At 66.4% G+C, this 25,606-nt stretch carries 19 protein-coding genes; 15 read left to right on the plus strand and 4 right to left on the minus strand.

All coding sequences use genetic code 11. The features are described from left to right. The first annotated feature begins 80 nt into the window (after positions 1 to 80). The 6 genes from VA603_RS04415 to VA603_RS04440 all read left to right on the plus strand — a co-directional run bounded on the left by VA603_RS04415 (position 81) and on the right by VA603_RS04440 (position 6,299). On the plus strand, positions 81 to 590 hold the full coding sequence (locus VA603_RS04415; protein ID WP_425603655.1) for a DUF1963 domain-containing protein: 510 nt from the start codon (positions 81 to 83) through the stop codon (positions 588 to 590). A gap of 417 nt (positions 591 to 1,007) precedes the next feature. Next, complete coding sequence (locus VA603_RS04420; RefSeq protein WP_132863125.1) at positions 1,008 to 1,277, plus strand: hypothetical protein; 270 nt, start codon at positions 1,008 to 1,010, stop codon at positions 1,275 to 1,277. A gap of 162 nt (positions 1,278 to 1,439) precedes the next feature. Next, a complete protein-coding gene (locus VA603_RS04425; protein ID WP_132866074.1) occupies positions 1,440 to 2,120 on the plus strand; it encodes a L,D-transpeptidase in 681 nt (226 codons plus the stop codon). 258 nt (positions 2,121 to 2,378) lie between these two features. After that, a complete protein-coding gene (locus tag VA603_RS04430) occupies positions 2,379 to 2,642 on the plus strand; it encodes a hypothetical protein (protein WP_323438032.1) in 264 nt (87 codons plus the stop codon). Between the two features lie 188 nt (positions 2,643 to 2,830). Beyond that, positions 2,831 to 3,178: an RcnB family protein gene (locus VA603_RS04435; protein ID WP_132863127.1), complete on the plus strand. Its 348-nt coding sequence runs from the start codon at positions 2,831 to 2,833 to the stop codon at positions 3,176 to 3,178. A gap of 226 nt (positions 3,179 to 3,404) precedes the next feature. Further along, the gene (locus tag VA603_RS04440) at positions 3,405 to 6,299 is read left to right on the plus strand and encodes a VIT domain-containing protein (RefSeq protein WP_323438033.1); all 2,895 of its coding nucleotides are present in this window, start codon (positions 3,405 to 3,407) and stop codon (positions 6,297 to 6,299) included. A gap of 67 nt (positions 6,300 to 6,366) precedes the next feature. On the opposite strand, the gene VA603_RS04445 is transcribed toward VA603_RS04440, so the two are convergent. Both VA603_RS04445 and VA603_RS04450 read right to left on the minus strand, forming a co-directional pair. Continuing rightward, positions 6,367 to 7,665, minus strand: a complete 1,299-nt coding sequence (locus VA603_RS04445) for an ABC transporter substrate-binding protein (RefSeq protein ID WP_192285908.1) — start codon at positions 7,663 to 7,665, stop codon at positions 6,367 to 6,369. A 170-nt stretch (positions 7,666 to 7,835) separates the two neighbouring features. Next, positions 7,836 to 8,966 carry a PPC domain-containing protein gene (locus tag VA603_RS04450; protein WP_132863130.1) on the minus strand — a complete coding sequence of 377 codons (1,131 nt, stop codon included), beginning with the start codon at positions 8,964 to 8,966 and terminating at the stop codon, positions 7,836 to 7,838. A gap of 215 nt (positions 8,967 to 9,181) precedes the next feature. Between VA603_RS04450 and prfB the strand changes: the two genes are divergently transcribed. The 5 genes from prfB (at position 9,182) to lysS (ending at position 16,389) form a co-directional block, all read left to right on the plus strand. After that, positions 9,182 to 10,307, plus strand: a protein-coding gene (prfB, locus tag VA603_RS04455) for a peptide chain release factor 2 (RefSeq protein WP_132863131.1) whose coding sequence is annotated in 2 segments (ribosomal slippage) — positions 9,182 to 9,256 and positions 9,258 to 10,307 — 1,125 coding nt in all. Because the reading frame shifts where the segments join, the coding sequence is not laid out codon by codon here. A gap of 93 nt (positions 10,308 to 10,400) precedes the next feature. Then, complete coding sequence (locus VA603_RS04460) at positions 10,401 to 11,183, plus strand: helix-turn-helix transcriptional regulator (protein WP_323438034.1); 783 nt, start codon at positions 10,401 to 10,403, stop codon at positions 11,181 to 11,183. Positions 11,184 to 11,669: 486 nt separating this feature from the next. Then, complete coding sequence (locus VA603_RS04465) at positions 11,670 to 13,067, plus strand: NAD-dependent succinate-semialdehyde dehydrogenase (RefSeq protein WP_323438035.1); 1,398 nt, start codon at positions 11,670 to 11,672, stop codon at positions 13,065 to 13,067. A gap of 55 nt (positions 13,068 to 13,122) precedes the next feature. Then, the gene (locus tag VA603_RS04470) at positions 13,123 to 14,766 is read left to right on the plus strand and encodes an acetolactate synthase large subunit (protein ID WP_323438036.1); all 1,644 of its coding nucleotides are present in this window, start codon (positions 13,123 to 13,125) and stop codon (positions 14,764 to 14,766) included. 111 nt (positions 14,767 to 14,877) lie between these two features. Further along, positions 14,878 to 16,389 carry a lysine--tRNA ligase gene (gene lysS, locus VA603_RS04475; protein WP_132863135.1) on the plus strand — a complete coding sequence of 504 codons (1,512 nt, stop codon included), beginning with the start codon at positions 14,878 to 14,880 and terminating at the stop codon, positions 16,387 to 16,389. A gap of 247 nt (positions 16,390 to 16,636) precedes the next feature. On the opposite strand, the gene VA603_RS04480 is transcribed toward lysS, so the two are convergent. Further along, positions 16,637 to 18,319 (minus strand): long-chain fatty acid--CoA ligase, encoded by a 1,683-nt coding sequence (locus VA603_RS04480; RefSeq protein ID WP_192285896.1) that lies wholly within the window; start codon positions 18,317 to 18,319, stop codon positions 16,637 to 16,639. A 108-nt stretch (positions 18,320 to 18,427) separates the two neighbouring features. On the opposite strand from VA603_RS04480, the gene VA603_RS04485 reads away from it, so the two are divergent. Then, positions 18,428 to 18,883 (plus strand): nuclear transport factor 2 family protein, encoded by a 456-nt coding sequence (locus tag VA603_RS04485; protein ID WP_323438037.1) that lies wholly within the window; start codon positions 18,428 to 18,430, stop codon positions 18,881 to 18,883. Positions 18,884 to 19,150: 267 nt separating this feature from the next. Here the strand turns inward: VA603_RS04485 and acnA are convergent, their stop codons facing one another. Next, positions 19,151 to 21,913, minus strand: a complete 2,763-nt coding sequence (gene acnA / locus VA603_RS04490) for an aconitate hydratase AcnA (protein ID WP_323438038.1) — start codon at positions 21,911 to 21,913, stop codon at positions 19,151 to 19,153. A gap of 283 nt (positions 21,914 to 22,196) precedes the next feature. On the opposite strand from acnA, the gene VA603_RS04495 reads away from it, so the two are divergent. The 3 genes from VA603_RS04495 to acnB are packed head-to-tail and all read left to right on the plus strand — an operon-like array spanning position 22,197 to position 25,456. After that, positions 22,197 to 22,430: an AbrB/MazE/SpoVT family DNA-binding domain-containing protein gene (locus VA603_RS04495; protein ID WP_323438039.1), complete on the plus strand. Its 234-nt coding sequence runs from the start codon at positions 22,197 to 22,199 to the stop codon at positions 22,428 to 22,430. Further along, positions 22,427 to 22,825 carry a type II toxin-antitoxin system VapC family toxin gene (locus tag VA603_RS04500; protein ID WP_132863140.1) on the plus strand — a complete coding sequence of 133 codons (399 nt, stop codon included), beginning with the start codon at positions 22,427 to 22,429 and terminating at the stop codon, positions 22,823 to 22,825. Before VA603_RS04495 ends, VA603_RS04500 begins: the two co-directional genes overlap by 4 nt. A 39-nt stretch (positions 22,826 to 22,864) precedes the next feature. Then, positions 22,865 to 25,456 carry a bifunctional aconitate hydratase 2/2-methylisocitrate dehydratase gene (acnB, locus tag VA603_RS04505; RefSeq protein ID WP_323438040.1) on the plus strand — a complete coding sequence of 864 codons (2,592 nt, stop codon included), beginning with the start codon at positions 22,865 to 22,867 and terminating at the stop codon, positions 25,454 to 25,456. The last annotated feature ends 150 nt before the right edge of the window (positions 25,457 to 25,606 follow it).

Here is a 25,606-nt window from a genome sequence, read left to right on the forward strand (position 1 = left end):
CGGAAGATCCGACCACCTCCTGGTTCTGCCGGGCGGTCGGCTTGCCCGGCGAGACGGTTCCGCAATGGCAGGGCGAGCCGATGTTCCCCCTCCTGCAGGTACGGGTATCCGAGCTCCCGGTGGTCCCCGAGGCGCTTGCGGGCATCGCACTGCTGGTGCTGTTCCTGAATCGGCACGAGTATCCGTTTGACCGTCCGCACGGGGAGGGCTGGCTCATCCGCGAGTACACCCGCCTGGAGGGGCTGGTCCCCCTCCAGGCCGATAGCGGGCCGTTCCGTCCTTTCCCCGTTGCCTGGAATCGCGTCGACGATGACGCGCCGGGCTGGGAAGATGCGTGGGAGTTGGTCGACCTGGGGCCGGTGAATGACGACGAAGCGGCGAGCAACGCCTTCTTCAACGCCTTCTCGCGGTACGGAGGCACCAAGTTCGGTGGCTATCCCACGGAAATCCAGCATGGCGTAGGTCTGCAGGACTACGTGTTCCAGGTCGCTTCGGAAGAGAAGGTTGGCTGGATGTGGGCCGACAACGGCCGTGGCTACTTCTTCCGCACCCCGTCCGGCGACTGGCGCTGGGCGTGCCAGTTCTACTAGACGCGGCGGTTCATTCCCCCAAGGCGGGTTCACCTCGGACGTTGCGAACGTCCGCAGGGGGCATTGTGCGGGGCAACACCATCGGTGCTGCCGACGGCGCTCACGCGCAAGGCGTGACGATTCGTTGTGATGAATGGGGATGAATCGACGAAGTCACGAAGGCCAGTCGATGCACAGCGGCAGCAATATCCATGCGCCCGGTTCACTTTCGGTGGATGCGCGAGTCACCTTCAGACGGACGATACGCGTTCAACGGCTGCGATCTATCGTGATGAATGAGGGTTTCAAGCAAAAACATTGCCGATTCACGCACTTTCACGGCGCATCGATGTACGCCAACGTCAGCTGAAAGCAGGTTGCGGGCTGCGCAAAGAACGCCGCTATATTCCAGACTCCCCAGACGAAGGAGGGAGTGGAATGTTTCTGACCAAACAACAGCTGGTGATGGCACGCAGGCTTGGTGTGGCGATTCTCGTAGCCGGAAGTCTTGCGTCCTGTGCAACCTACAAAGAGGAGTTTGCAGGGATCAACTCGCGCCTGGACCAACTTGATGCGAAGGTGCAGGGCGCTGCGCAGAGTGCCGAATCGGCCAATCAGTCCGCGCAGCAGGCAAACCAACGGCTGGATCAAATCGAAGGCCGCGTCCAGCAGCTCGAAAGGGCCCCGCGCCGTACGCCGCGTGGCTGATCCATTTTTCCGCACGCGATTCATGACGAACATCTGAATCCAGGATCCGGTGGCCGTTGCTGGCCACTGGCTTCCTTTCATCGCGCAATCCTCATTCCAAGGAATCGTCCCATCCGTATCCGTACGCACGCATACCCCGCAATCCGAGCCATTTCCGTGGCAATGGCGCTGGCGTTCGTGAGCATCGGCGTGGCCAGCGCCAAGGATGACGTGGCACCGCCGGTTGCCGCGGTCGACCAGCTGCCGCCGGGCCAGGCTGTGTCCGACACGGTGATTGAACTCGCAGGCTGGGTTGTCGCCAGCAAGGACAACCAGGGCTATCCGTTCGCGATCATGGACAAGGCCGCTGCACAGGTCCTCGTGTTCGGCGGCGATGGCCGTCTTCGTGGTGCAGCACCCGCCCTGTTCGGTTCGGCGACCGGCGATCACACCGCGCCCGGCGTCGCCGGCCTCGCGCTTCGTGAGATCCCGGGCCGGGACCGCACCACGCCCGCCGGTCGCTTTGTGGGTGGCTTCGGCCCGTCGATCGACGCCGGGCGAGTCCTGTGGGTGGACTACGACTCCGCGGTTTCCATCCATCCCACGGCCACCGGTGTGCCGGCCGAACGGCGCGCCGAGCGTCTGGCTTCGCCTTCCCCGGACGACAACCGGGTCACCCACGGCTGCATCAACCTCTCGCCCGAATTCTACGAACAGATCGTCCGCACGACGTTCGAGCGGGGCGGGGTGTTCTACATCCTGCCGGACAAGGCATCGCTGGCCGAAACCTTCCCGGAGTTCGCGCAAAGCCGTGCAACGGCGCCGCACGACGACGGCAAGCGCGAGCGGTCCGCGGGCCGATAAGCGCGTCAACGCGTTGTCGTTGGCGTGCCCGCTAGCGGCGCGCTGGAGTAGCGTTGCCGGTTGCCCTGACTCCGGTCTTGCGGCCCACGCTGCAGGCTCATTCAGGATGCTTCAGCGGAGCAGAATGTCCCGTTGAGATGCCTGTATCCGCAACGCCGAAGCCGCGCTGGGATTCGCGTATCGGTGGCAGTATCCTGCCTGCATGCGCCTGCTCGTCCTGGAATATCAATCCGATTTGCGCGAATCCGTTGCGGGCTGGTGTCGGCCGCCTGGTTGATCGTTGCGGTGACGCATGTGCCTGTCCATCAAAGCGATGGTTCCGGGCCCGACGGCGTCGTCATTCTGCTCTACCTGTCACTTTGGCCCCTTGCTCTACTGCTGGTGCACTCCGCCTTGCTGGCATGCCTGGTACGGGACAGGAACCCGGCAACGCTCATGCAAGGCCGCTGGGGTCTTTCCCTGCATGGCGTTCTGGGTGCCGGCTTCTTCCTCTACGCGCTGCACCTGTTCCATCCGGGCTGATTGCTGCACGGATGTTATCCAGTGGGATGAGGGCGGACGGGCCTGAATGCTGGCACGGATCACCCTCCTTCGTGCCTGGGTTTGGCCGGCGAAATCCGTCCCGGCAAGCACCGGGAATCGTTCACATGGGCTGATCTATAGTCCGCGCCGTGACGCCGCGTGCCGCGGCCTGGACAGGAGGTTTCCTCATGAAAGCTGGACGTTTGCTGGGCATGGCATTGACCGCTGCGGGGGTGTTGGCTGTTGCCCCTGCCTGGGCGGATCCGCCCCATCATGCGCGGGGCAACGGCCCGCCACCCCACGCGGGCGGGCCGCACAACCGTGATGCACCGCCGCCGGGCTGGCAGAAGAAGGCATGGCGTCGTGGCGATCGCCTGGCCTGGGCGGAAGTCGACCGCCGCTACTGGGTGGAGGATTACGACCATTACCACCTGCGTGATCCGGGCCGCGGGGAACGTTGGGTGCGTCAGTCCGATACCGAGTACCTGCTGGTGGAGATCGCGACGGGGCTGATCATCGACGCGCTGCATCGCTGAGCCGTGACTGCGTGGAAGGGGCTCCCGGGCGTTGGAATCGCCCGGGAGCCCTTTTTTTGCCTGTCCCTGCATCGCCCATGATTCCGGGGCGCAGGGCAACTGGCCGGTCCGCGTCGGCAGTGCCGCCGGGCTGGGATTTCATCCCCGCGTACGGTTACCTTCTGCGGGTAACCCCGAAGCTGGTGTCTGCTCGTTCAATCTCCCGGTCCCTGGATGGAGCATCGAGATGGTCCCGAAATCTTGGCAATGGTGTTTGGGTTGGGTGGCGTGGCTGGGCGTGCTGGCTGGGCCTGCAGAAGCACAGCAGGCGTGGCGTGCCCCGCCGCTGATCAGCGTGGCCAAGGCCGAGCAGCCGATCCAGCTGCTGCGCGCGAGCATTGAGGGGGAAGTGCAGGCCGGGGTGACGCAGACCCGCATCGAGCTTGAGTTCCGCAACCCCAACCGGCGGGTGATGGAAGGGGAGTTGCAGTTCCCGCTGGCCGATGGTCAGCAGGTCACCGGCTTTGCGCTGGACATCGACGGGGACCTGCGGGCCGCGGTGGCGGTGCCGAAGGAACGCGGCCGGCAGGTGTTCGAGCAGGTGATCCGCCAGAAGGTGGACCCCGCCCTGCTGGAACAGACGGCCGGCAACCAGTTCCGGCTGCGGGTCTATCCGCTGCCCGCCGGCGGTACCCGGCGCGTGCAGTTGACGCTCCGGGATGCGATGCCGGTACGTGGTGAGGCCTGGCAATGGCGGCTGCCATTGCAGTTCGCGGTGGGGGCAGGGCAGGTACGCCTGCACCTGCAGGCATCGTCCGTGCCGCAGGGCGGCACCGATGGGTTCCGTTTCAACGGCCGTGAACTGACCTGGCAGGGCAGTGGCCGGCAACTGCCTGCCGAACTGCAGTGGCAGCTGCCGATGCAGGCGACGGCACGCATGCAGGTGGCCGCGTACGACGGCCAGCAGTACCTGCTGGCGCAAGTGCCGGTGGCGCGCCCGGGTGCGCGCCGCCTGCCCGGCCATGTCGGGCTGCTGTGGGATGCCTCTGGCTCCGCGGTGCATCGCGACCGGGCGCGGGAGTTCGCACTGCTTGATCGGTATTTCGCCGCCATGGGTGAGGGCGAGGTGCAGTTGACCGTGCTGCGTGATACCGCCGCTCCCGCGCGCCGCTTCGTGGTTCGCGGTGGTGATTGGAGCGCGCTGCGCAAGACGCTGGAACAGGAGCCGCAGGACGGTGCCAGCGGGCTGGCGGGGTGGCGCGCCGATCCGGGCGTGGGGGAGTACCTGTTGTTCAGTGACGGGTTGTTGAATTGGGGCGGCGATGCCCAGCCCAGCCTGTCCGCGAACCAGCGCCTGTTTGCGATCAGCAGCGCGGGCGCGCGTACCGACAGTGCTCGCCTGCGCGGCTGGGCCGAAGGCAATCGTGGTCGCCTGCTGTTGCTGGAGGGCGATGATGTCGCCGCGGTTGCCGCTGAGCTGTTGTCCATGCCGGTGGACGTGGCGCTGGCCGATCCGGTGGGCCTGCGCGAAGTGGTGCTGGACCGTCGCAGTATCGGCCAGGGGTGGTTGTGGATCCTGGCGCGCAGCGATGACGACACCCCGGCATTGAAGCTGCGGGTGGGTGAAGGTGATTGGCAGAGCGTGCCACTGGCAACGGACAAGGCCGATGGAGCGTTGTTGGCCGGGTTGTGGGCGCAGGCGCGGTTGCAGCAGCTGGGGACGGATCCTCGCCGCAACCGTGAGGCGATGCAGCGTTTGTCCCAGGCTTTCTCGTTGGTGAGCGAGGGGACCTCGCTGATCGTGCTGGATTCCCTGGAAGACTACCTGCGCTTTGCGATCCGGCCCCCGGCACCGATGCGGGCGGAGTACGAACAACGTTTCGCCCGGCAGGTGGCCGACCGCGATGCCGCGCGCAGGTCCCACCTGGATGCGGTCGCCGCGCAGTGGAAGGAGCGCGAGCAATGGTGGAACCGGCGTTGGCCGAAGGATGCCCCGCCGAAGGCGGCTGGACCGGATGCGCGCCAGCGGGTGGCGTATGCCGAAGCCCCCGCGCCAGCGGCGGCCATGGCTCCCCCGAGGCCTTCAATGCTGCCGCCTCCGCCTCCGCCTCCGCCTTCACCGCCGACGGACCTGGCCGCTGAAGTCGCCGATGGCGCCAGCCTGGACAGGGTCGTGGTGAGCGCTGCCTCGGCCAACGCGGCACCGGCGGCCGAGGCAGCTGCCAACGACGGCGCGCTGGAGATCCGGCTGGCTGCCTGGGTGCCGGATTCGGAAGCAGCCAAACGCTTGCGCAACGGGCCGTCCAGCACGCTGTACGCGCGCTACCTGGCCGAACGCGCCGCCAATGCCGACAGCAGTGCGTTCTTCCTCGACGTGACCGACCTGCTGCTCGCCGCTGGGCAGAAGCCGCTGGCGCTGCGGGTGCTGTCCAACCTGGCGGAGATGGACCTGGACAACCGCCACCTGCTGCGCGTGCTGGGCTACCGCCTGATGCAGGCCGGCGAGCCGGCATTGGCGGTGCCGGTGTTTGAACAGGTGCGGGTGATGGCCGAGGACGAGCCGCAGAGCTTCCGCGACCTCGGCCTGGCGCTGGAGGCCAGTGGGCAGGCACAGGCGGCATTGCAGCCGCTGTACGAGGTGGTGCAGCGCGAATGGGACTCGCGTTTCGACGGCGTGGCGTTGATCGCGCTGGATGAGCTGACCAACCTGGTCGCCCGAAGCCGCACCCCGCTGGACGTGCAGATGATCGACCCACGCCTGCGCAAGGCGATGCCGCTGGACCTGCGCGTGGTGCTGGCCTGGGACAGCGACAACAGCGACATGGACCTGTGGGTGACCGACCCCAATGGCGAGCGCGCGTACTACGGCAATCGCCTGACCCGCCAGGGCGGGCAGATGTCGCAGGACTTCACCGGGGGCTACGGGCCCGAGCAGTTCTCGTTGCGCGATGCCAAGCCCGGCATCTACAAGGTTGAAGCCAACTACTTCGGCAGCCGCGAACAGCTGGTGACCGGTTGGGCGACGTTGATGCTGCGCCTGAGCACGCATTGGGGCACGCCGGGGCAGCAGGACAAGGCGGTGACGATGCGGTTGAGCGAAACCGAATCCACGGTGCTGGTGGGCGAGTTCGAAGTGCGCTGAGCACCGCCGATGGCGACAAAAGAACGGGGCCGACAATGCCGGCCCCGTTCGTATCCTGCCGCGCTGGTTACTTGCGGCGTGCCAGCAGGCGGTAACCGCCGGTGGCGTTGGAGTCGTAGCTGTGCGCGAGCAGCACGTAACGGCCGGCGTCCAGCTCCACTTCCAGCGACGGATCCAGGCTGCTGTCGCTGTCGTCCTGCTGGGCGACTTCCTCGCCGTTGCGCATCAGCGTGAGCATGCCGTCCAGGCCACCGATGCCGGTCATGCTGATCACGTAGGTACCCTTGCGCGGGATCTCCAGCGTGTACAGGTCGCGGTTGCCCGGGCGCAGCTGGCCCTGCACTTCGCGGCCGAGCTTGAGTTCCGGGCGGGCGGAGCCTTCCGGTGCGGCGGTGGTGGTGGTGGCGAGCTGGAACACGCCGCCACGGCCGTTCACCGAACGCACCGAGACGTTGTACTGGCCGGCATCGAGCACCTGGGTCAGGCGCGAGTTGGTGCCATTGCCGGCACCGTCGTCGTCGCTCAGCACCAGGTCGCCGCCCTGCACGGTCAGCAGGGTGTCGAAGTCACGGCTGGTGGCATCGAACTGGACGCGGCGGGTTTCCGGCAGGGTCATCACGAAGCTGCGGGTGACGTCGCCGGTGACGAAACTGCTGGTCGAGCCGTCCACCGGCAACGCGCTGCCGTCCTCGAAGACCAGGCCTTCGGGCATGTCGGCGCGCTGCACGCCCAGGTAGAACGCGCCGGAGGCTTCGCTGAAGCCGGCGGCGGTCAGGGTGTAGGTGCCGGGCTTCAACGGCGCCAGCAGGCGCGAGTTGAGCTGGTTGCCGCCGTCGTCGTCTTCCATGCTCACGCCGTTGCCGCTCAGGGTCAGGCGTGCGTCGAACTCGTCCGACTCCAGGTCGATGGTATACAGGCCAGCCTGTTCGACTTCCAGGGTGAAGGTCTTGTCGCCGCCGCGCAGCCAGTCGGTGATGCGGCGGCCGGCGGTCAACGGCTTGCCGTCGTAGGTGGCGATCGGCTCGGCCGACAGCTGGTACGGGCCGAACGCACGGGCATCCGAGCCGCTGACGGCAACCAGGTACTGGCCGGCCTTGTCGGCGCGCATGCTCAGCGTGGTGCCGCCGTTCTCGCCGGCTTCGGTGCGGCTGATCAGGCTGTCACGCAGGAACACCGCCAGCGAGCCGTTCAGCGGGCCATCCAGCTTCAGCGAGACGGCCTGGCCGGCGGCCAGCTGCAGCGTGTACAGCTGGCTGCGGGTGCCGTCGCTGTAGTTGACCGGGGTCGAGGAGGTGATTTCGCCGTCGGCTTCACCGTTGAGGGTGAGGGAGCGGGCGGGACCGGCGGCCTGAACGGGGGAATTCACGGCGGCCGCGATGGCGAGGGACAGCAGTCCTGCTGTGAGTCGCTTCACTTCGATTTCCTTATGGATTGGTACAGGGGGGGAACAGGGGAATGGCTGGCCTCCAGCCCATGGCCGCCGGCAGCGGCCATGGGGCGGGACCGCCGGGGCAGGGACCCCGGCGGCACGGCGCGTTACTGGATGACCGGCTCGGCGACGGCGGCAGCATCGGCTGCGGCGCTGGCGGCCTCTTCGGCGGCATCCTTGCGGTTGCTCGGGCCGGCCACGTCGATGGCGTCACCGCTCAGGTCGGTGGTTTCCAGCTCGAACACGCCCTGCTGGCTGCCCAGGCTGGTGACCGCGACGATATAACGGCCCGGACGCAGGTTCAGGGTCAGGCGCGCGTTGGTGCCGTTGCCGCCGTCATCGTTCTCTTCGTCCACGCCGGGGCCGGTGATGTGCAGCACCGAGTCGAAGCCATCGGCGATGGCATCGAACTGCACCTGGCGCGGCTTGTCCACGGTCAGCACGAAGGTGCGGCGGGCACGCGAATCCATCATCGACTGCGCGGTCTGGCCGATGGTCAGGGCGGTACCGTCACGGGTGACCAGGTTGCCATCGGTCGCGGTCATGGCCACGCTCAGCTTGAACGAGCCGGTCTTGCCGTTCACCGAGGAGGCATCGATGGTGTACTCACCGGGCTCCAGGAAGGTGCGGATACGGGCGTTCAGGCGGCCGCCGTTGTCGTCGTCCTCCAGCTCGACGTTGCGACCGTTCAGGCGCAGGTAGGCGTCAAAGGCACTCGATTCCAGGGTGATCGAGTACAGGCCGGCCTTGTCGACCTGCAGCTTGTACTCCTGCTTGTCGTCCATCAGCCAGTCGATGGCCTGGCTGCCCGCGCCCAGCGGCTTGCCGTCGTAGGGGACGATCTTGCTGCTCTTGAGCTTGAACGGGCCGAAGCTGTTGGAGCCGGCGCTGTTGACCGCGACCAGGTAGGTGCCGTCCTTCGGTGCGCGGAAGGCCAGGTTGACCGCGCTGCCGGAGTCACCTTCTTCCATGTCCGAGTTGCCGCTGGCGTTGGCGAGCATGGTCTGGCCGTCGAACACGGCCAGCTGGCCGTTGAGCGAGCCGCCCAGCTCCAGCGACACCGCCTCGCCGTTCTTCAGGGTGACGGTGTAGGCCTGGTGGCGGCTGCCGTCGTTGTAGTTCAGGGTGCTGCGGGAGGTGATCTCACCGGCGACGCTCTCGCCGACGGTCAGCTTGGGGTTGCTGTCGCCGCCGGCGACGCCCCCCAGCTTTTGACAGGCGGCAAGCGCAACTGTCATAGAGATCGCTGCGAACAGGCGGGCATGACGTGTGTTCAAGCGTGGGTCCTTCAAGTAAGGGTGGTTTCCGTTCCCCGCGGGGGCGGGTCGGACGGGATTCTAACGGGTCCGGCGTTGTGTATTCAGCGAGAATCCTTCACGCGGGCCGGGGGAGGGCTGGCTGGCCGCTTGGATGCTAGAATTCCCGGCTTGTCTGCCTTTTTCATCGACCGACCATGATCGAATTGAATCCCATCCGCCAGCGAATCGCCGATCTGACCGATCGCGTGGTCTCGCTCAGGGGGTATCTTTGACTACGACGCCAAGAAAGAGCGTCTTGAAGAAGTAACCCGCGAACTCGAAAACCCCGACATCTGGAACAACCCCGAGTACGCCCAGTCGCTGGGCCGGGAGCGTTCGATGCTGGACAAGACCGTCGGCGGCATCGCCGTGGTGCTGGACGGCATGACCGAGGCCAACGAGCTGCTGGAGCTGGCCGAGAGCGAGCAGGACGAGGACACCGCGCTGGCGGTGGTCGCCGACCTGGACAAGCACCAGGTCCACATCGAGAAGCTGGAATTCCAGCGCATGTTCTCCGGCGAGATGGACGCCTGCAACGCGTTCGTCGACATCCAGGCCGGTGCCGGCGGCACCGAAGCCCAGGACTGGGCGGAAATGATGCTGCGCATGTACCTGCGCTGGTGCGAATCGCGCGGCTGGAAGGCCGAGCTGCTGGAAGTGTCCGGCGGTGAAGTGGCGGGCATCAAGTCGGCCACGTTCCGCGTGGAAGGCGACTTCGCCTACGGCTGGCTGAAGACCGAGACCGGCGTGCATCGCCTGGTGCGCAAGTCGCCGTTCGACTCGGACAACCGCCGCCACACCAGCTTCACCTCGGTGTTCGTGTCCCCGGAAGTGGATGACAGCATCGAAGTGAACATCAACCCGGCCGACCTGAAGACCGACGTGTACCGTTCCTCCGGTGCCGGTGGCCAGCACGTCAACAAGACCGAGTCGGCGGTGCGTATCACCCACGTCCCGACCGGCGTGGTGGTGGCTTGCCAGACCGAACGCAGCCAGCATGCCAACCGCGACCGCGCGATGAAGATGCTGGCCGCCCGCCTGTACGAGCTGGAAGTGCAGAAGCGCAACGCCGAGCGCGATGCGGTGGAAGCCACCAAGTCGGACATCGGCTGGGGCAGCCAGATCCGCAATTACGTGCTCGACCAGAGCCGTATCAAGGACCTGCGTACCGGCATCGAGCGCACCGACACCCAGAAGGTGCTCGATGGCGACCTGGATGAATTCATCGAGGCCAGCCTCAAGTCCGGCCTGCAGGCCGGTGCCAAGCGCAGCGATGCCTGATCCGGCTCCCGCGGCGGCCTCGGCCGCCGTCCGGACCGTGGGCGGGTCCCATCGTGGGGCCCGCCTTGCCGTCGCCGGCCGTGGGGCACGGCGATGATGCGCAGCGAAGAAGAACGCAGGGAACTTGGCGGCTTCCTGAAGGCCTGCCGGGCACGCGTGGATCCCGGTACGCTGGGGCTGCCGGTGGGGCGCCGGCGCACGCCCGGGCTCAAGCGCGAGGAAGTGGCGCTCGCCGTGGGCGTCAGCGTCAGTTGGTACACCTGGATCGAGCAGGGGCGCGACGTGCGGGCCTCGCCCGAGGTGCTGGAGCGGCTGGCGCGGGTACTGCAGCTCAGTGACGACGAGCGTGCCTACGCGTTCGCACTGTCCGGTTACGGCGTGCCGCTGGAATCGCCCGATGAAACGGTCACCGAAGGGCTTCGCCAACTGGTGTTGGCGATGCAGCCGATCCCGGCCTATGTGCGCAATACCCGCTTCGACATCCTGGCGTGGAACCCGGCCATCGCCGAGCTGTTCGTGGACTATGCGCAACTGGCGCCACACGAGCGCAATACGCTGCGGTTGATGTTCCTGTACCCGCCGTACCGGCAGTTGATCCTGAACTGGGAGGAGATGACGCGCGGGCTGCTGGCCAGCTTCCGCGCGGCCATGGCGCAGGCGCAGGACAAGGCGCCGTTCCTGGCGCTGGCCGAGGACATCGCCGCGCACAGCGCCGAGTTCCGGGCGTGGTGGCCCGAGCACGATGTGCGGCGTTTCGATGAGGGCGCCAAGCGCCTGAGCCATCCCACCCGCGGCCTGCTGGACCTGCAGTACGTGGCGTTGATTCCGGAAAGCCGGCACGACCTGTCATTGGTGACCTACCTGCCGCGGACCTGAGTGCCGGATGCAGGCGCGGCTCCGGTCGCGAGGCCGGTGACGTTTCAGTGCCAGGTGAAGAACGACCCCCCGCCAACCCTCCCCTTGGCTTCGCCATAGGGAGGGGGCCGTTGCGCGGCGCGCTGGATGCGCCCCCGGTAGGTGCGGCTCCGGCCGCGAAGCCGGCGGTGTTTCCGTCCCGTGCGAAGCGCGACCCCTCCCCAATCCTCCCCTTGGCTTTGCCAAAGGGAGGGGGCGTTGCGCGCGGCGCTGGATGCGCCCCGATGGGAGCGGCTTCAGCCGCCAAGCCGGCAACACCTCCGTGCGCGAAAGCAGCCGCCGCCCAACAATCCCAAGCCTTCGACAACGGAACGAACCCGCGCTGCAACAAAGGGGGAGTGCCACTCCTAGGATGGTCACACGCCTTGTTGTCGGTGGGTGGTAGGGTCCAGATTGCGTTCCAGGAAACGGACCGCTGGTCCGTTGTCGACACGACAGGAGAACCTGATGTCCGCCGTCCCCGTAGCAAGCGGCGCCGCCGCGATTTCCCGCGACCCCGCCACCGGCGAGCTGATCGCCACCCACCCCTTCATCAGCGATGCCGAACTGGACGAACTGCTGGACCGCAGCCGTGCCGGCTTTGCGGCCTGGAGCGCGCAGACACCGGCGCAGCGGGCCGAGGCCCTGCGCCGCATGGCGGCGATCCTGCGCCGTGACCGCGAGCCGTTGGCGGCGTTGGCTACCGCGGAGATGGGCAAGGTCCTGGCCGAATCGCTTGCCGAGATCGAGAAATGCGCGCTGCAATGCGAGTGGTACGCCGACCACGGCCCGCAATGGCTGAGGGACGAGCCGGCCGAGGTGTTGAGCGGTGAGGCGTACGTGTCGTTCCTGCCGCTGGGCGTGGTGCTGGGCGTGATGCCATGGAACTTCCCGTACTGGCAGGTGATGCGCGCCGCCGTGCCGATCCTGCTGGCGGGCAATGGCTTCCTGCTCAAGCCCGCCGAGAACATCGTCGGTACCGCAAAGCTGCTTGACGCCGCCTGGCGCGAGGCGGGGCTGCCGGACGGCACCTTCATCGGCGCCAACCTCAACCGGGAGCAGACCAGCAAGGCCATCGCCGATGACCGCATCGCCGCGGTGACGTTGACCGGCAGCGTCGCGGCCGGGCGCAGCATCGCTGCCCAGGCCGGGCAGGTGCTGAAGAAGGTGGTGCTGGAACTGGGGGGCTCGGACCCGTTCATCGTGCTGGCCGACGCCGACCTGGAGAAGGCGGTTGCTGCGGCGGTGACCTCGCGCTTCCAGAACGCCGGGCAGGTGTGCATCGCCGGCAAGCGCATCATCGTCGAGGATGCCATCCATGACCGCTTCGTGGCGTTGTTCAGCGAGCAGGTCAAGGCATTGACCGTGGGTGACGGACGTGACCCGGCCAACCGGCTTGGGCCGATCGCCCGCCAGGACCTGCTCGACCAGTTGCACGCGCAGGTGCAGGCCTCGGTGGCGGCCGGTGCGCAACTGCTGGTCGGCGGGCACCAGCTGGATCGGCCCGGCAGCTTCTACGCGCCCACCGTGCTGGCCGGCGTCGAGCCGGGCATGCAGGCCTTCGATACCGAAACGTTCGGGCCGGTGGCGCCGATCACCCGCGCGCGCGACGCCGACCACGCCGTCGCACTGGCCAACCAGAGCGAGTTCGGCCTCAGCGGCAACCTGTGGAGCGGCGATGTGGCGCGCGCCACGCAGCTGGCCCGACGCCTGCAGACCGGCGGGGTGTTCATCAATGGCTTCTCGGTATCCGACCCGCGGGTGCCGATCGGCGGCGTCAAGAAGAGCGGGTTCGGCCGCGAGTTGTCGTATTTCGGTGTCCGCGAGTTCGTCAACGCGCAGACGGTGTGGATCGATCGCGCCTGAGCCGCGCGCATCGTTGCCTGCCATACAACCAGTCCAGCAAGAAGGGCGTCATTCCATGTCCAAGGGTTCTGATCTGCTCGTCGCCGCACTCGAGAACGAAGGCGTCGAGCGTATTTTTGGCATTCCCGGCGAGGAGAACCTCGATGTGGTCGAGTCGCTGCGGCACTCGCGCATCGAACTGGTCATCACCCGCCACGAACAGGCGGCGGTGTTCATGGCCGCCACCTACGGCCGCCTGACCGGCAAGCCGGGCGTGTGCCTGGCCACGCTGGGCCCGGGGGCGCTGAACTTCACCACCGGTGCGGCCTATGCATTGCTGGGTGCGTGGCCGGTGATCATGATCACCGGGCAGAAGGGCATCGTCGCCAGCAAGCAGGCGCGCTTCCAGATCGTGGACATCGTCAGCACGATGAAGCCGCTGACCAAGTCGGCGCGGCAGATCGTCTCGGCGCGCACCATCCCGACCATCGTCCGCGAAGCATTCCGCACCGCGCAGCAGGACCGGCCCGGTCCGGTGCTGCTGGAGCTGCCGGAAGACATCGCGGCGATGGAAGGGGACGAGGTCTCGCTGATCCCGCCGCATCCACAGGAACTTCCCATCGCCAGCCCGGAAGCGCTGGATCGGGCCGCCGGGATCATCCGCGCCGCCAAGCGGCCGTTGCTGATGATGGGGGCCGGCGCGTCACGGCCGCGCTCCAGCGAGGCGCTGTCGGCGTTCGTGCTGCGCGCGGGCATCCCGTTCTTCACCACCCAGATGGGCAAGGGCTCGGTGACCGGCGGCTCGGGGCTGTACATGGGCACCGCCGCGCTGACCGAGCGCGACTACGTGCACATGGCCATCGACCAGGCCGACGTGATCGTCACCATCGGCCATGAAGTCACCGAGAAGCCACCGTTCGTGATGCGCCCGGGTGGCCCGACCGTCATCCACGTCGGTTACCTGCCGGCGGAAGTGGAGCAGGTGTACTTCCCGCAGGTCGAGGTGATCGGCGACATCGGCCGATCGCTGACCCTGCTGGCCGACCGCATCGAAGGCAAGGTGGCCAACGCCGACGCGCTGCTGCCGCTGCGCGAGCAGATCCTTTCGCATATCACCGACCGCGCCGGGGAAGACCGCTTCACCCCGCAGCGGCTGGTGCACGACGTGCGCCAGGTGATGCCGCCGGACGGCATCGTGGCGCTGGACAACGGCATGTACAAGATCTGGTTCGCCCGCAACTACCGCACCCAGGTGGCCAACACCCTGTTGCTGGACAACGCGCTGGCGACCATGGGCGCGGGCCTGCCCTCGGCGATCACCGCGGCCATCCTGTATCCGCAGCGGCGGGTGCTGGCGGTCTGCGGCGACGGCGGCTTCATGATGAACAGCCAGGAGCTGGAAACCGCCCGCCGGCTGGGCCTGAACCTGGTGGTGCTGATCTTCAATGACAACGCCTACGGGATGATCCGCTGGAAGCAGGCGGTGGACGGCTTCGCCGACTACGGCATGACCTTCACCAACCCGGATTTCGTCAAGTACGCCGAGGCCTATGGCGCCACCGGGCACGAGGTGCGCGAGATCGGGCAGTTCATCCCGACCTTGGAAGCAGCCTTCAACGCTGGCGGCGTCCATCTGGTAACGGTGCCGGTGGACTACTCGGAGAACGCGCGGGTGCTGGTGGACGAGCTCCGCCAAGCCTTCCCGCCGGCCATCCATTGACGTGGACGGGGCAGGGGCCGGGCCGACCGGCCCGGCCGGGGGAGGGTGGTTTTGGTATGCTGTACGACCGGCGTTGCCGGCCGTATCCCCCCACTATCCACCTGCAGATCCATGAGCGAAGCCACCGAAACCCCACCCGTCGACGAAAACAAGTTGATTGCCGAGCGTCGCGAGAAACTCAAAGCGCTGCGCGGGCAGGGGATCGCCTATCCGAACGACTTCCGTCGTGAAGACTTCGCCGGCAAGCTGCAGGCCGAGTACGCCGACGCCGAGCAATGGACCGCCGAAACGCTGGAAGGCAATGGCCGCCGCGTGAAGATGGCCGGCCGCCTGATGGCCAAGCGCATCATGGGCAAGGCCAGCTTCGCCCAGATCCAGGACGAGAGCGGCCGGATCCAGCTGTTCCTGCAGGGTGCCACGTTGGGCGATGCCTACACTGCCTTCAAGGGCTGGGACGTGGGCGACATCATCGCCGTCGAAGGCGGGCTGACCCGCACCAAGACCGGCGAGCTGTCGATCAAGGCCGAGTCGATCCGCCTGCTGACCAAGTCGCTGCGCCCGTTGCCGGACAAGTGGCACGGCCTGGCCGACGTGGAGCAGCGTTACCGCCAGCGCTACGTCGACCTGATCGTGACCCCGGAGTCGCGCGAAGTGTTCATCAAGCGCTCGCGCATCATCCGCGCGATGCGCGCCTGGCTGGACAACCGTGACTTCCTGGAAGTCGAGACGCCGATGATGCATTACATCCCCGGCGGCGCGACCGCCAAGCCGTTCACCACCCACCACAACGCGCTGGACCTGGACCTGTACCTGCGCGTGGCACCGGAGCTGTACCTCAAGCGCCTGGTGGTCGGTGGCCTGGAACGCGTCTACGAGATCAACCGCAATTTCCGCAACGAAGGCGTCAGCACCCGCCACAACCCGGAATTCACCATGATGGAGTTGTACGAGGCTTATGCCACGTACAACGAAGTGATGGACCTGACCGAAGGCGTGATCCGTGACGTCGCCCAGCAGGTGCTGGGTACGACCGAGGTGGAATGGGACGGCGCACGTATCAACCTGGGCCCGGCGTTCCGTCGCTGGCGCATGGACGAGGCGGTGCGCCACCACAATCCGGAGATCAGCGTCGCCGACTGCACCGATCGCGAAGCGCTGCTGCGTCATTGCGAGCGCCTGAAGATCAAGGTCAAGCCGTCCTACGGCTGGGGCAAGCTGCTGCTGGAGATCTTCGAAGCCACCGTCGAGCACACCCTGGTGCAGCCGACCTTCATCACCGACCATCCGGTGGAAGTTTCGCCGCTGGCCCGCGCCAGCGACAACGAACCGGGCTACACCGATCGCTTCGAGCTGTTCATCAACGGCAAGGAGATCGCCAACGGCTTCTCCGAGTTGAATGACCCGGAAGACCAGGCGGCGCGTTTCCAGGCCCAGGTTGCAGCGAAGGACGGCGGCGACGACGAGGCCATGCATTACGACTCCGATTACATTCGTGCGCTGGAGTACGGCCTGGCGCCGACCGGCGGCCTGGGCATCGGCATCGACCGCCTGGTGATGATGCTGACCGGCCGTGCGTCGATCCGTGACGTGCTGCTGTTCCCGTACATGCGCCCGGAGGCCTGAGGCCCGCCGGGTTGAACCGAGAGCCCCGCGCAAGCGGGGCTTTTTCGTGGGCATGGCGGTAGGCGCAGCTCCGTCCGCGAAGCAGGTGATGCACAGGTGCAGCGGGTTGCTGTGATTGCAGCCGGTTTCCGTGGCGGGGCAGGTGCGTCGGGTTCGCGGCCGAGGCCGCTCCTGCTGGCCCGCGTGTGCCCAAACAAAAAGCCCTCCCGGTGAGGGGAGGGCTTGGGTCATTCCGGGGCCTGGCGGATCAGGCTTCCGGCTTGGAGTCGCGCAGTTCGCGGCGCAGGATCTTGCCCACGTTGGACTTTGGCAGCTCCTTGCGGAACTCGACGATGCGCGGGTGCTTGTAGCCGGTGAGGTTGGCGCGGGCGAACTCCTTGACGTCTTCCTCGGTGAGCTTGGGGTCCTTCTTGACGATGACCACCTTCACCACTTCGCCGGACTTCTCGCTCGGTGCGCCGACCGCGGCCACTTCCAGCACGCCGGGCATCATCGCGATGACATCCTCGACTTCGTTCGGGTACACGTTGAAGCCGGACACCAGGATCATGTCCTTCTTGCGGTCGACGATGTAGAAGAAACCCTGTTCGTCCATGCGCGCCATGTCGCCGGTATGCAGCCAGCCGTCGGCATCGAGCACCTTCTCGGTCTCGTCCGGACGATGCCAGTAGCCCTTCATCACCTGCGGGCCGCGGATGCACAGCTCGCCGACTTCACCGACCGGCAGCACCTGGCCCTCGTCGTTCTTGACGCAGGCATCGGTGGAGGGGATCGGCAGGCCGATCGCGCCGTTGTAGTCCTTCAGGTCCAGCGGGTTGATGCAGGCCGCCGGCGAGGTTTCGGTCAGGCCGTAGGCTTCCACCAGGGTGACGCCGGTGACCTTCTTCCACTTCTCGGCCACGGCGCGCTGCACGGCCATGCCGCCGCCCAGTGCCACCTTCAGTTCGGAGAAGTTGATCTGGTCGAAGCCTTCGGTGTTGAGCAGGCCGTTGAACAGCGTGTTGACGCCGGTGATGGCGGTGAAGCGGTTGTTCTTCAGCTCCTTGACGAAGCCCTTCATGTCGCGCGGGTTGGTGATCAGGTAGTTCAGCGCGCCGATCTTCATGAAGACCAGCCCGTTCGCGGTCAAGGCGAAGATGTGGTACAGCGGCAGCGCGGTGATGATCACTTCCTCGCCCTGCTTTACGCCGGAGCCGCTGATCCAGGCCGAGGCCTGCTGCATGTTGGCGATCAGGTTGCGGTGGGTGAGCATCGCGCCCTTGGCCACGCCGGTGGTGCCGCCGGTGTACTGCAGGAAGGCGATGTCGTCATGGTCGATGTCCACCACCGGCATCGGGTGGCGCTTGCCCAGCTTCAGCGCGTCCTTGAAGCGGATCGCGTTGGGCAGGTCATAGTCCGGGACCATCTTCTTCACGTACTTCAGCACGAAGTTGACGATGCCGCCCTTCGGGAAGCCGAGCATGTCGCCCAGGCCGGTGGTGATGACCTGCTTGACCGGGGTATCGGCGATGACCTGCTGCACGGTGTCGCCGAAGTTGTCGACCACCAGCAGCACGCTGGCGCCGGCGTCGACCAGCTGGTGCTTGAGCTCGCGGGCGGTGTACAGCGGGTTGACGTTCACCACGGTCAGGCCGGCGCGCAGGATGCCGAAGATGGCGATCGGGTACTGCAGGCAGTTGGGCATCATCACCGCGACGCGGTCACCCTTCTTCAGCTGCAGCTCGCCCAGCAGGTAGGCGGCGAACTGGGTGACCAGCGCGTCGGTTTCACCGTAGGTGAGGACCTTGCCGAAGTTGGAGTAGGCGGGGCGATCACGGAACTTGGCTACGGACGTATCGAACACCGCGGCAACGGAACGGAATTCGTTGACGTCGATTTCAGCCGGGACACCGGCCGGGTAGCTCTGCAGCCAGGGACGTTCCTGATTCATCTTCCCCTCCAGGAAATGGATGTGATCTAGTGATGGGAGCGGGGCGCCGGGGCGCCACAGCCGCTGATGCCAGCATACCGTCCAGAATGGAAAAGGCGAAGGGTTCAGATGATCCGAACGGTTCTGAAATACATGCTTATTGCGGTGATTGTGCTTTCCGTCGCCAGTTGCAAGCGCGCGCCGCCGGAACAGCGGCTGCGCGACACGATTGCTGCAATGCAGAAGGGTGTGGAGTCGGGCAGTCCCGCGGACTTCATGGAGGCGGTCTCGCCCGAGTTCGTGGGCAACGAGGGCGTGGACCGGGCGGGGCTGGAGCGCTTGGTCAAGGCGCAGTTGCTGCTCAACAGCAAGGTGTCGGTGCAGACCGGTCCGATAGCCATCGAGATGGCAGCGGACAACAAGACGGCGACAGTACGTTTCAGTGCCCTGCTGGTCGGGGGCACGGGCGGGTTGCTGCCCGTGCGCGGCGACATGCAGGAGATCCAGACCGGCTGGCGGGACGAGGACGGCCAGTGGCGGGTGTATAGCGCCAGCTGGGGGCCGGTGGGTGGTGAGCGCGGGTAAGCGGGTGGGGGAGTGGGGGTAGAAGCAAGAGCAGGAGCGGGAGCGTCACCCCTCCCCAGCCCTCCCCTTCGCGATGCGAAAGGGAGGGGGAAGATGCCGGTTCGCTGCGATCTCGAACTCTAGTCGCCGCCGTGCAGCTCGATCGCGGTCTGACAGGTCAACGGAAACCGCCCCCTCCCTTTCGCATCGCGAAGGGGAGGGCTGGGGAGGGGTAAAAAAGAACGCCCCGAAAGGGGCGTTCTTTGCTTCATCAAATCAATCCATCCGTCAGGCCGCTTTCTTCGCCGCCAACTGACGCAGCACGTACTGCAGCAGGCCGCCGTTGCGGAAGTACTCCACTTCCTTCGGGGTCAGCAACAACACCTTGGCCTGGAACGACTGCTTGCTGCCGTCAGCCTTGGTCGCGGTGACCGTGGCAGTCTTGGCCTTGCCGTCGTCCAGGCCGGTGACGTCGAAGGTCTCCGAGCCATCCAGGCCCAGTGACTGTGCGTTCTGGCCGTCGATGAACTGCAGCGGCAGCACGCCCATGCCGACCAGGTTGGAGCGGTGGATGCGCTCGAAGCTCTCGGCGATCACGGCCTTGACGCCCAGCAGGTTGGTGCCCTTGGCCGCCCAGTCGCGCGAGGAGCCGGTGCCGTATTCCTTGCCGGCCAGGACCACCAGCGGCACGCCGTCGGCCTTGTACTTCATGGCCGCGTCGTAGATGGCCAGCTTCTCGCCGTCGGTGCTGCCCGGGGCGTAGTACAGGGTGTTGCCGCCTTCCTCGCCACCGAACATCAGGTTCTTGATGCGGATGTTGGCGAAGGTGCCGCGCACCATCACGTCATCGTTGCCGCGACGGCTGCCGTAGCTGTTGAAGTCGGCCGGGAGCACGCCGCGCGACTGCAGGAAGCGGCCCGCCGGCGAGTCCTTCTTGATGTTGCCGGCCGGGGAGATGTGGTCGGTGGTGATCGAGTCACCGAACAGGCCGAGCACGCGCGCACCATGCACATCGCTGATGGTGCCGACCTGCATGGTCATGCCGTCGAAGTAGGGCGGGTTCTTGATGTAGGTGGAGTCGCCGTTCCACTGGTAGGCCTGGCCTTCCGGCGATGCGATCTGCGCCCAGCGGGTGTCGCCCTTGAACACGTCGGCATAGTTCTGCTTGAACATCTCCGGGCCAACGGTGGCGGCGATCATGTCGCCGATGTCCTTGTTGGTCGGCCAGATGTCACGCAGGTACACATCCTTGCCGCTGCTGTCCTGGCCGATCGGCTCCTTGGTCAGGTCGATGCGCACGGTGCCGGCGATGGCGTAGGCCACCACCAGCGGCGGCGAGGCCAGGTAGTTGGCCTTTACTTCCGGATGCACGCGGCCTTCGAAGTTGCGATTGCCCGACAGCACCGAGGCCACCACCAGGTCGCCGGCAGCGATGCCGGCGCTGACTTCGACCGGCAGCGGGCCGGAGTTGCCGATGCACGTGGTGCAGCCGTAGCCGACCACGTAGAAGCCGAGCTTCTCCAGGTCGGTCAATACGCCGGCCTTTTCCAGGTAGTCGGTGACCACGCGCGAGCCCGGCCCGAGCGAGGTCTTCACCCACGGCTTGGCCTTCAGGCCCAGGCGCGCGGCGTTGCGCGCGAGCAGGCCGGCACCGAGCATCACCGCCGGGTTGGAGGTGTTGGTGCAGGAGGTGATGGCGGCGATGACCACCGCACCGTCCTTCAGGCGCACGGACTGGTTGTCGATGACCACGTCGGCGTGGCCCTTGGCCAACTGCTCGTTGCCGACCGCCGCGCCGCCTCCTTCATTGATGAAGTCGGCGACGTCGCCGTTGCGCTGGTCGCGGTTGACGGTCAGGCCCTTGAGCGCCTCGGTGAAGTTGTCATGCACATCGCCGAGCAGGACGCGGTCCTGCGGGCGCTTGGGGCCGGCCATCGACGGCTTGACGTCACCCATGTCCAGTTCCAGCGTGGCGCTGTACTGCGCGTGCGGGCTGCTGGGCTCGTGCCACAGGCCCTGGGCCTTGGCGTAGCTTTCGACCAGCGCGATCTGCGCCTCGCTGCGGCCGGACAGGCGCAGGTAGTTCAGCGACTCGGCGTCGATCGGGAAGATGCCGCAGGTGGCACCGTACTCCGGGGCCATGTTGGCGATGGTGGCGCGGTCGGCCAGCGGCAGGTGCTGCAGGCCGTCGCCGTAGAACTCGACGAACTTGCCGACCACGCCGTGCTTGCGCAGCATCTGGGTGACGGTCAGCACCAGGTCGGTGGCGGTGGTGCCCTCGGGCAGCTTGCCGGTGAGCTTGAAGCCGACCACCTGCGGGATCAGCATCGAGGACGGCTGGCCGAGCATGGCGGCCTCGGCCTCGATGCCGCCCACGCCCCAGCCCAGCACGCCGATGCCGTTGATCATGGTGGTGTGCGAGTCGGTGCCGAACACGGTGTCCGGGAACGCCCAGCGGGTGCCGTCGACGTCACGTTCCATCACCACGCGGGCGAGGTTCTCCAGGTTCACCTGGTGGACGATGCCGGTGTTGGGCGGAACCACCTTGAAGTTCTCGAAGGCCTTCTGGCCCCAGCGCAGGAAGCTGTAACGCTCGCGGTTGCGCTCGAACTCGATCTTGCCGTTGAGGTCCAGCGCGTCGGCGCGGCCGAACACGTCCACCTGCACGGAGTGGTCGATGACCAGTTCGGAGGGGATCAGCGGGTTGATCTGCTCGGCCTTGCCGCCGAGCTTGGTCACCGCGTCGCGCATGGCGGCCAGGTCGACCACGCAGGGCACGCCGGTGAAGTCCTGCAGCACCACGCGGGCCGGCATGAAGGCGATCTCGGTGTCCGGTTCGGCCTTGGGGTTCCACCGGGCCACCGCCTCGATGTGCTCCGGGCCGACGGTCTGGCCGCCGTCCTCGTGCCGGAGCAGGTTCTCCAGCAGGATCTTCATCGAGTAGGGAAGGTGGGAGATGTCGAACTTCTGGCCGAGCTTGGGAAGGCTGCAGTAGGTGTACTGCTGGCCGCCAACTTCCAGTTGGCTGCGGGTGGAGAAGGTATCGCTCATACAGCTGACTCCTCTTTACAGATGGCTTGCCGCGGTGCCGGTGCGGCGCCGCGCGGGCTTTCAGGGCCGTGGGCCCTGTCACTGAATGCAGGTCCGAGTATGGACGATGCACGCATGCTTGGGCGCATGGCGGTCCGGGCCAGTTTAGACAACGGCGTGTTGCGGTTGTGTAACGGTGCTTTTGCCGGGGAGGCCAGGCGGGGCGGGGCCTGGCGGGTCAGCGGCGGGGTGGGGTATGCCGGCGAAAGTATGTATAATTCGTGCATACTTCATTGGAGGTCCCATGGAAGCCACCGTAGCTGAACGCGGGCAGATCACCCTGCCCAAGGCCGTACGTGACGCGCTGGGCCTGACCAAGGGCACGTTGCTGAAGGTCGAGCTGGAAGGCAGCCGGATCATCCTGCGCAAGAGCGTGGACGACGCCATTTCCCGTGCGCGCGGCAAGTTCGCGCTGGACGGCTTCGACACGGCCGAGCAGGCCGTGCGCACCGTGCGTGACGAGGCCGACGACGCATGATCGCCGTCGACTCCCCGGTCCTGATCGAACTGCTCAGCGATGGCCCGCGTGCCGACGCGGTGGAGGCCTGCCTGCGGCAGGCACTGGTCGGTGGCCGGGTGGTCATCTGCGGCACGACCTTGGCCGAGGTCTGCGCCTCGCTGCGCGGCGGTGCCGAAGTGCAGGAGGCGCTGGAGGAAATGGGCGTTCATTTCAATCCGCTGGAAGCCAAATCCGCATTGCGCGCCGGCGAGATGCACCGCCGTCACCGCCAGCGCAGCGGCGAAACCCGCCGCATCGACGATTTCATGGTCGGTGCCCACGCGCTGCTGCAGTGCGACGGCCTGATCACCTGGAACGACACGTTTTATCGCGACTACTTCAAGGGCCTGAAGCTGATCGTGCCGCAAGCCTGAGCCCATCCATTACTCAAACCGTAACACCCGGGAGTTGTCATGTTGGAAGCCTACCGCCACCACGTAGCCGAGCGCGCCGCGCTTGGCATCCCGCCGCTGCCGCTGACCGCACAGCAGACGGCCGACGTCATCGAGCTGCTGAAGAACCCGCCGGCCGGTGAGGCCGAGTTCCTGCTCGACCTGATCACCCACCGCGTGCCGGCGGGTGTGGACGACGCCGCCAAGGTCAAGGCCTCGTACCTGGCCGCCATTGCCTTCGGCACCGAAAAGAACGCACTGATCAGCCGTGCGCGCGCCACCGAACTGCTGGGCACCATGCTCGGCGGTTACAACGTCGCCCCGCTGATCCAGCTGCTGGACGACGCCGAAGTCGGCGCCATCGCCGCCAACGGCCTGAAGCACACGCTGCTGGTGTTTGATGCCTTCCACGACGTGCAGGAAAAGGCCAAGGCCGGCAACGCCAACGCACAGGGCGTGCTGCAGAGCTGGGCCGATGCCGAGTGGTTCACCAGCAAGCCGGAAGTGCCGCAGAGCCTGACCATCACCGTGTTCAAGGTGCCGGGCGAAACCAATACCGACGACCTGTCGCCGGCCCCGGATGCGACCACCCGCCCGGACATCCCGATGCACGCCCTGGCGATGCTGAAGAACAAGCGTCCGGATGCCCCGTTCGTGCCGGAAGAAGACGGCAAGCGTGGCCCGATCCAGGAAATCCTGTCGCTGAAGGAAAAGGGCCACCTGGTTGCCTACGTCGGCGATGTGGTCGGTACCGGGTCCAGCCGCAAGTCCGCCACCAACTCGGTGCTGTGGTTCACCGGTGAAGACATCCCCTTCATCCCGAACAAGCGCTTCGGCGGTGTCTGCCTGGGTTCGAAGATCGCCCCGATCTTCTACAACACCATGGAAGACGCCGGCGCGCTGCCGATCGAGCTGGACGTGTCGAAGATGGAGCACGGCGATGTCGTCGAGCTGCGTCCGTACGACGGCAAGGCGCTGAAGAACGGTGAAGTGATCGCCGAATTCCAGGTCAAGAGCGACGTGCTGTTCGACGAAGTGCGCGCCGGTGGCCGCATTCCGCTGATCATCGGCCGTGGCCTGACCGCCAAGGCGCGTGAAGCGCTGGGCCTGCCGGTGACCGACCTGTTCCGCCTGCCGGTGCAGCCGGCCGATACCGGCAAGGGTTACTCGCTGGCCCAGAAGATGGTGGGCCGCGCCTGTGGCCTGCCGGAAGGCAAGGGCATGCGCCCGGGCACCTACTGCGAACCGAAGATGACCTCGGTGGGCTCGCAGGACACCACCGGCCCGATGACCCGCGATGAGCTGAAGGACCTGGCCTGCCTGGGCTTCTCGGCCGACCTGGTGATGCAGTCGTTCTGCCACACCGCCGCCTACCCGAAGCCGGTGGACGTGAAGACCCACCACACCCTGCCGGAGTTCATCTCCACCCGTGGCGGCGTCTCGCTGCGCCCGGGCGATGGCGTGATCCACAGCTGGCTCAACCGCATGCTGCTGCCGGACACCGTAGGCACCGGTGGCGACTCGCACACCCGTTTCCCGGTCGGCATCTCGTTCCCGGCCGGTTCGGGCCTGGTCGCCTTCGCCGCGGCCACCGGCGTGATGCCGCTGGACATGCCGGAGTCGGTGCTGGTGCGCTTCAAGGGCAAGATGCAGCCGGGCGTGACCCTGCGTGACCTGGTCAACGCGATCCCGCTGTACGCGATCAAGTCCGGTCTGCTGACCGTGGCCAAGGCGGGCAAGAAGAACATCTTCTCCGGCCGCATCCTGGAAATCGAAGGTCTGCCGGACCTGAAGGTCGAGCAGGCGTTCGAACTGTCCGACGCCTCGGCCGAGCGTTCGGCTGCCGGTTGCTCGGTGCGCCTGAACAAGGAGCCGATCATCGAGTACCTCAACAGCAACATCACGCTGCTGAAGTGGATGATCGCCGAAGGCTACGCCGACGCGCGTTCGCTGGCCCGTCGCGTCGAGAAGATGGAAGCCTGGTTGGCTGACCCGCAGCTGCTGGAGCCGGATGCCGACGCCGAGTACGCCGCTGTCATCGAGATCGACCTGGCCGACATCCACGAGCCGATCGTGGCCTGCCCGAACGACCCGGACGACGTGAAGACGCTGTCTGAAGTTGCCGGTGCCAAGATCGACGAAGTGTTCATCGGTTCGTGCATGACCAACATCGGTCACTTCCGCGCCGCTGCGAAGCTGCTGGAAGGCAAGCGCGACATCCCGACCCGCCTGTGGGTGGCCCCGCCGACCAAGATGGATGCCTCCGAGCTGACCAAGGAAGGCGTGTACGGCACCTTCGGCTCCGCCGGCGCGCGCATGGAAATGCCGGGCTGCTCGCTGTGCATGGGCAACCAGGCGCAGATCCGCGAAGGCTCCACCGCGATGTCGACCTCGACCCGCAACTTCCCGAACCGCCTGGGCCGCAACACCAACGTGTACCTGGGTTCGGCCGAGCTGGCCGCGATCTGCTCGCGCCTGGGTCGCATCCCGACCAAGGAGGAGTACATGGCGGACATCGGCGTGATCAACGCCAATGGCGACACGATCTACCGCTACATGAACTTCGACCAGATCGCCGACTACAAGGACGTGGCCGATTCGGTCAACGCCTGAGTTCGATCACGGTAGTTGAGTGTTGAAGGAAACCCCCGGCGCAAGCCGGGGGTTTTTTGTTGCCTGTCGCCAGGCTGTCGGAGCTGCGGGGCGGAAGGTGATGTTTGAGGTGAATCTCATATATGGCTACCGGGGCACTCACCAGAATGC

The sequence above is a fragment of the Stenotrophomonas capsici genome (assembly GCF_034961085.1).
In the GTDB taxonomy this organism is placed as follows: domain Bacteria; phylum Pseudomonadota; class Gammaproteobacteria; order Xanthomonadales; family Xanthomonadaceae; genus Stenotrophomonas; species Stenotrophomonas capsici.

Excerpts from the sequence above, each read along its gene's own strand:
- VA603_RS04465 (WP_323438035.1), top strand. The coding sequence starts at position 11,670 with ATGTCCGCCGTCCCCGTAGCAAGCGGCGCCGCCGCGATTTCCCGCGAC.
- VA603_RS04440 (WP_323438033.1), top strand. The coding sequence starts at position 3,405 with ATGGTCCCGAAATCTTGGCAATGGTGTTTGGGTTGGGTGGCGTGGCTG.
- VA603_RS04415 (WP_425603655.1), top strand. The coding sequence starts at position 81 with ATGTTCCCCCTCCTGCAGGTACGGGTATCCGAGCTCCCGGTGGTCCCC.
- VA603_RS04460 (WP_323438034.1), top strand. The coding sequence starts at position 10,401 with ATGATGCGCAGCGAAGAAGAACGCAGGGAACTTGGCGGCTTCCTGAAG.
- acnB (WP_323438040.1), top strand. The coding sequence starts at position 22,865 with ATGTTGGAAGCCTACCGCCACCACGTAGCCGAGCGCGCCGCGCTTGGC.
- lysS (WP_132863135.1), top strand. The coding sequence starts at position 14,878 with ATGAGCGAAGCCACCGAAACCCCACCCGTCGACGAAAACAAGTTGATT.
- VA603_RS04435 (WP_132863127.1), top strand. The coding sequence starts at position 2,831 with ATGAAAGCTGGACGTTTGCTGGGCATGGCATTGACCGCTGCGGGGGTG.
- VA603_RS04425 (WP_132866074.1), top strand. The coding sequence starts at position 1,440 with ATGGCGCTGGCGTTCGTGAGCATCGGCGTGGCCAGCGCCAAGGATGAC.
- VA603_RS04485 (WP_323438037.1), top strand. The coding sequence starts at position 18,428 with ATGATCCGAACGGTTCTGAAATACATGCTTATTGCGGTGATTGTGCTT.
- VA603_RS04495 (WP_323438039.1), top strand. The coding sequence starts at position 22,197 with ATGGAAGCCACCGTAGCTGAACGCGGGCAGATCACCCTGCCCAAGGCC.
- VA603_RS04450 (WP_132863130.1), bottom strand. The coding sequence starts at position 8,966 with ATGACAGTTGCGCTTGCCGCCTGTCAAAAGCTGGGGGGCGTCGCCGGC.
- VA603_RS04500 (WP_132863140.1), top strand. The coding sequence starts at position 22,427 with ATGATCGCCGTCGACTCCCCGGTCCTGATCGAACTGCTCAGCGATGGC.
- VA603_RS04470 (WP_323438036.1), top strand. The coding sequence starts at position 13,123 with ATGTCCAAGGGTTCTGATCTGCTCGTCGCCGCACTCGAGAACGAAGGC.
- VA603_RS04480 (WP_192285896.1), bottom strand. The coding sequence starts at position 18,319 with ATGAATCAGGAACGTCCCTGGCTGCAGAGCTACCCGGCCGGTGTCCCG.
- acnA (WP_323438038.1), bottom strand. The coding sequence starts at position 21,913 with ATGAGCGATACCTTCTCCACCCGCAGCCAACTGGAAGTTGGCGGCCAG.
- VA603_RS04420 (WP_132863125.1), top strand. The coding sequence starts at position 1,008 with ATGTTTCTGACCAAACAACAGCTGGTGATGGCACGCAGGCTTGGTGTG.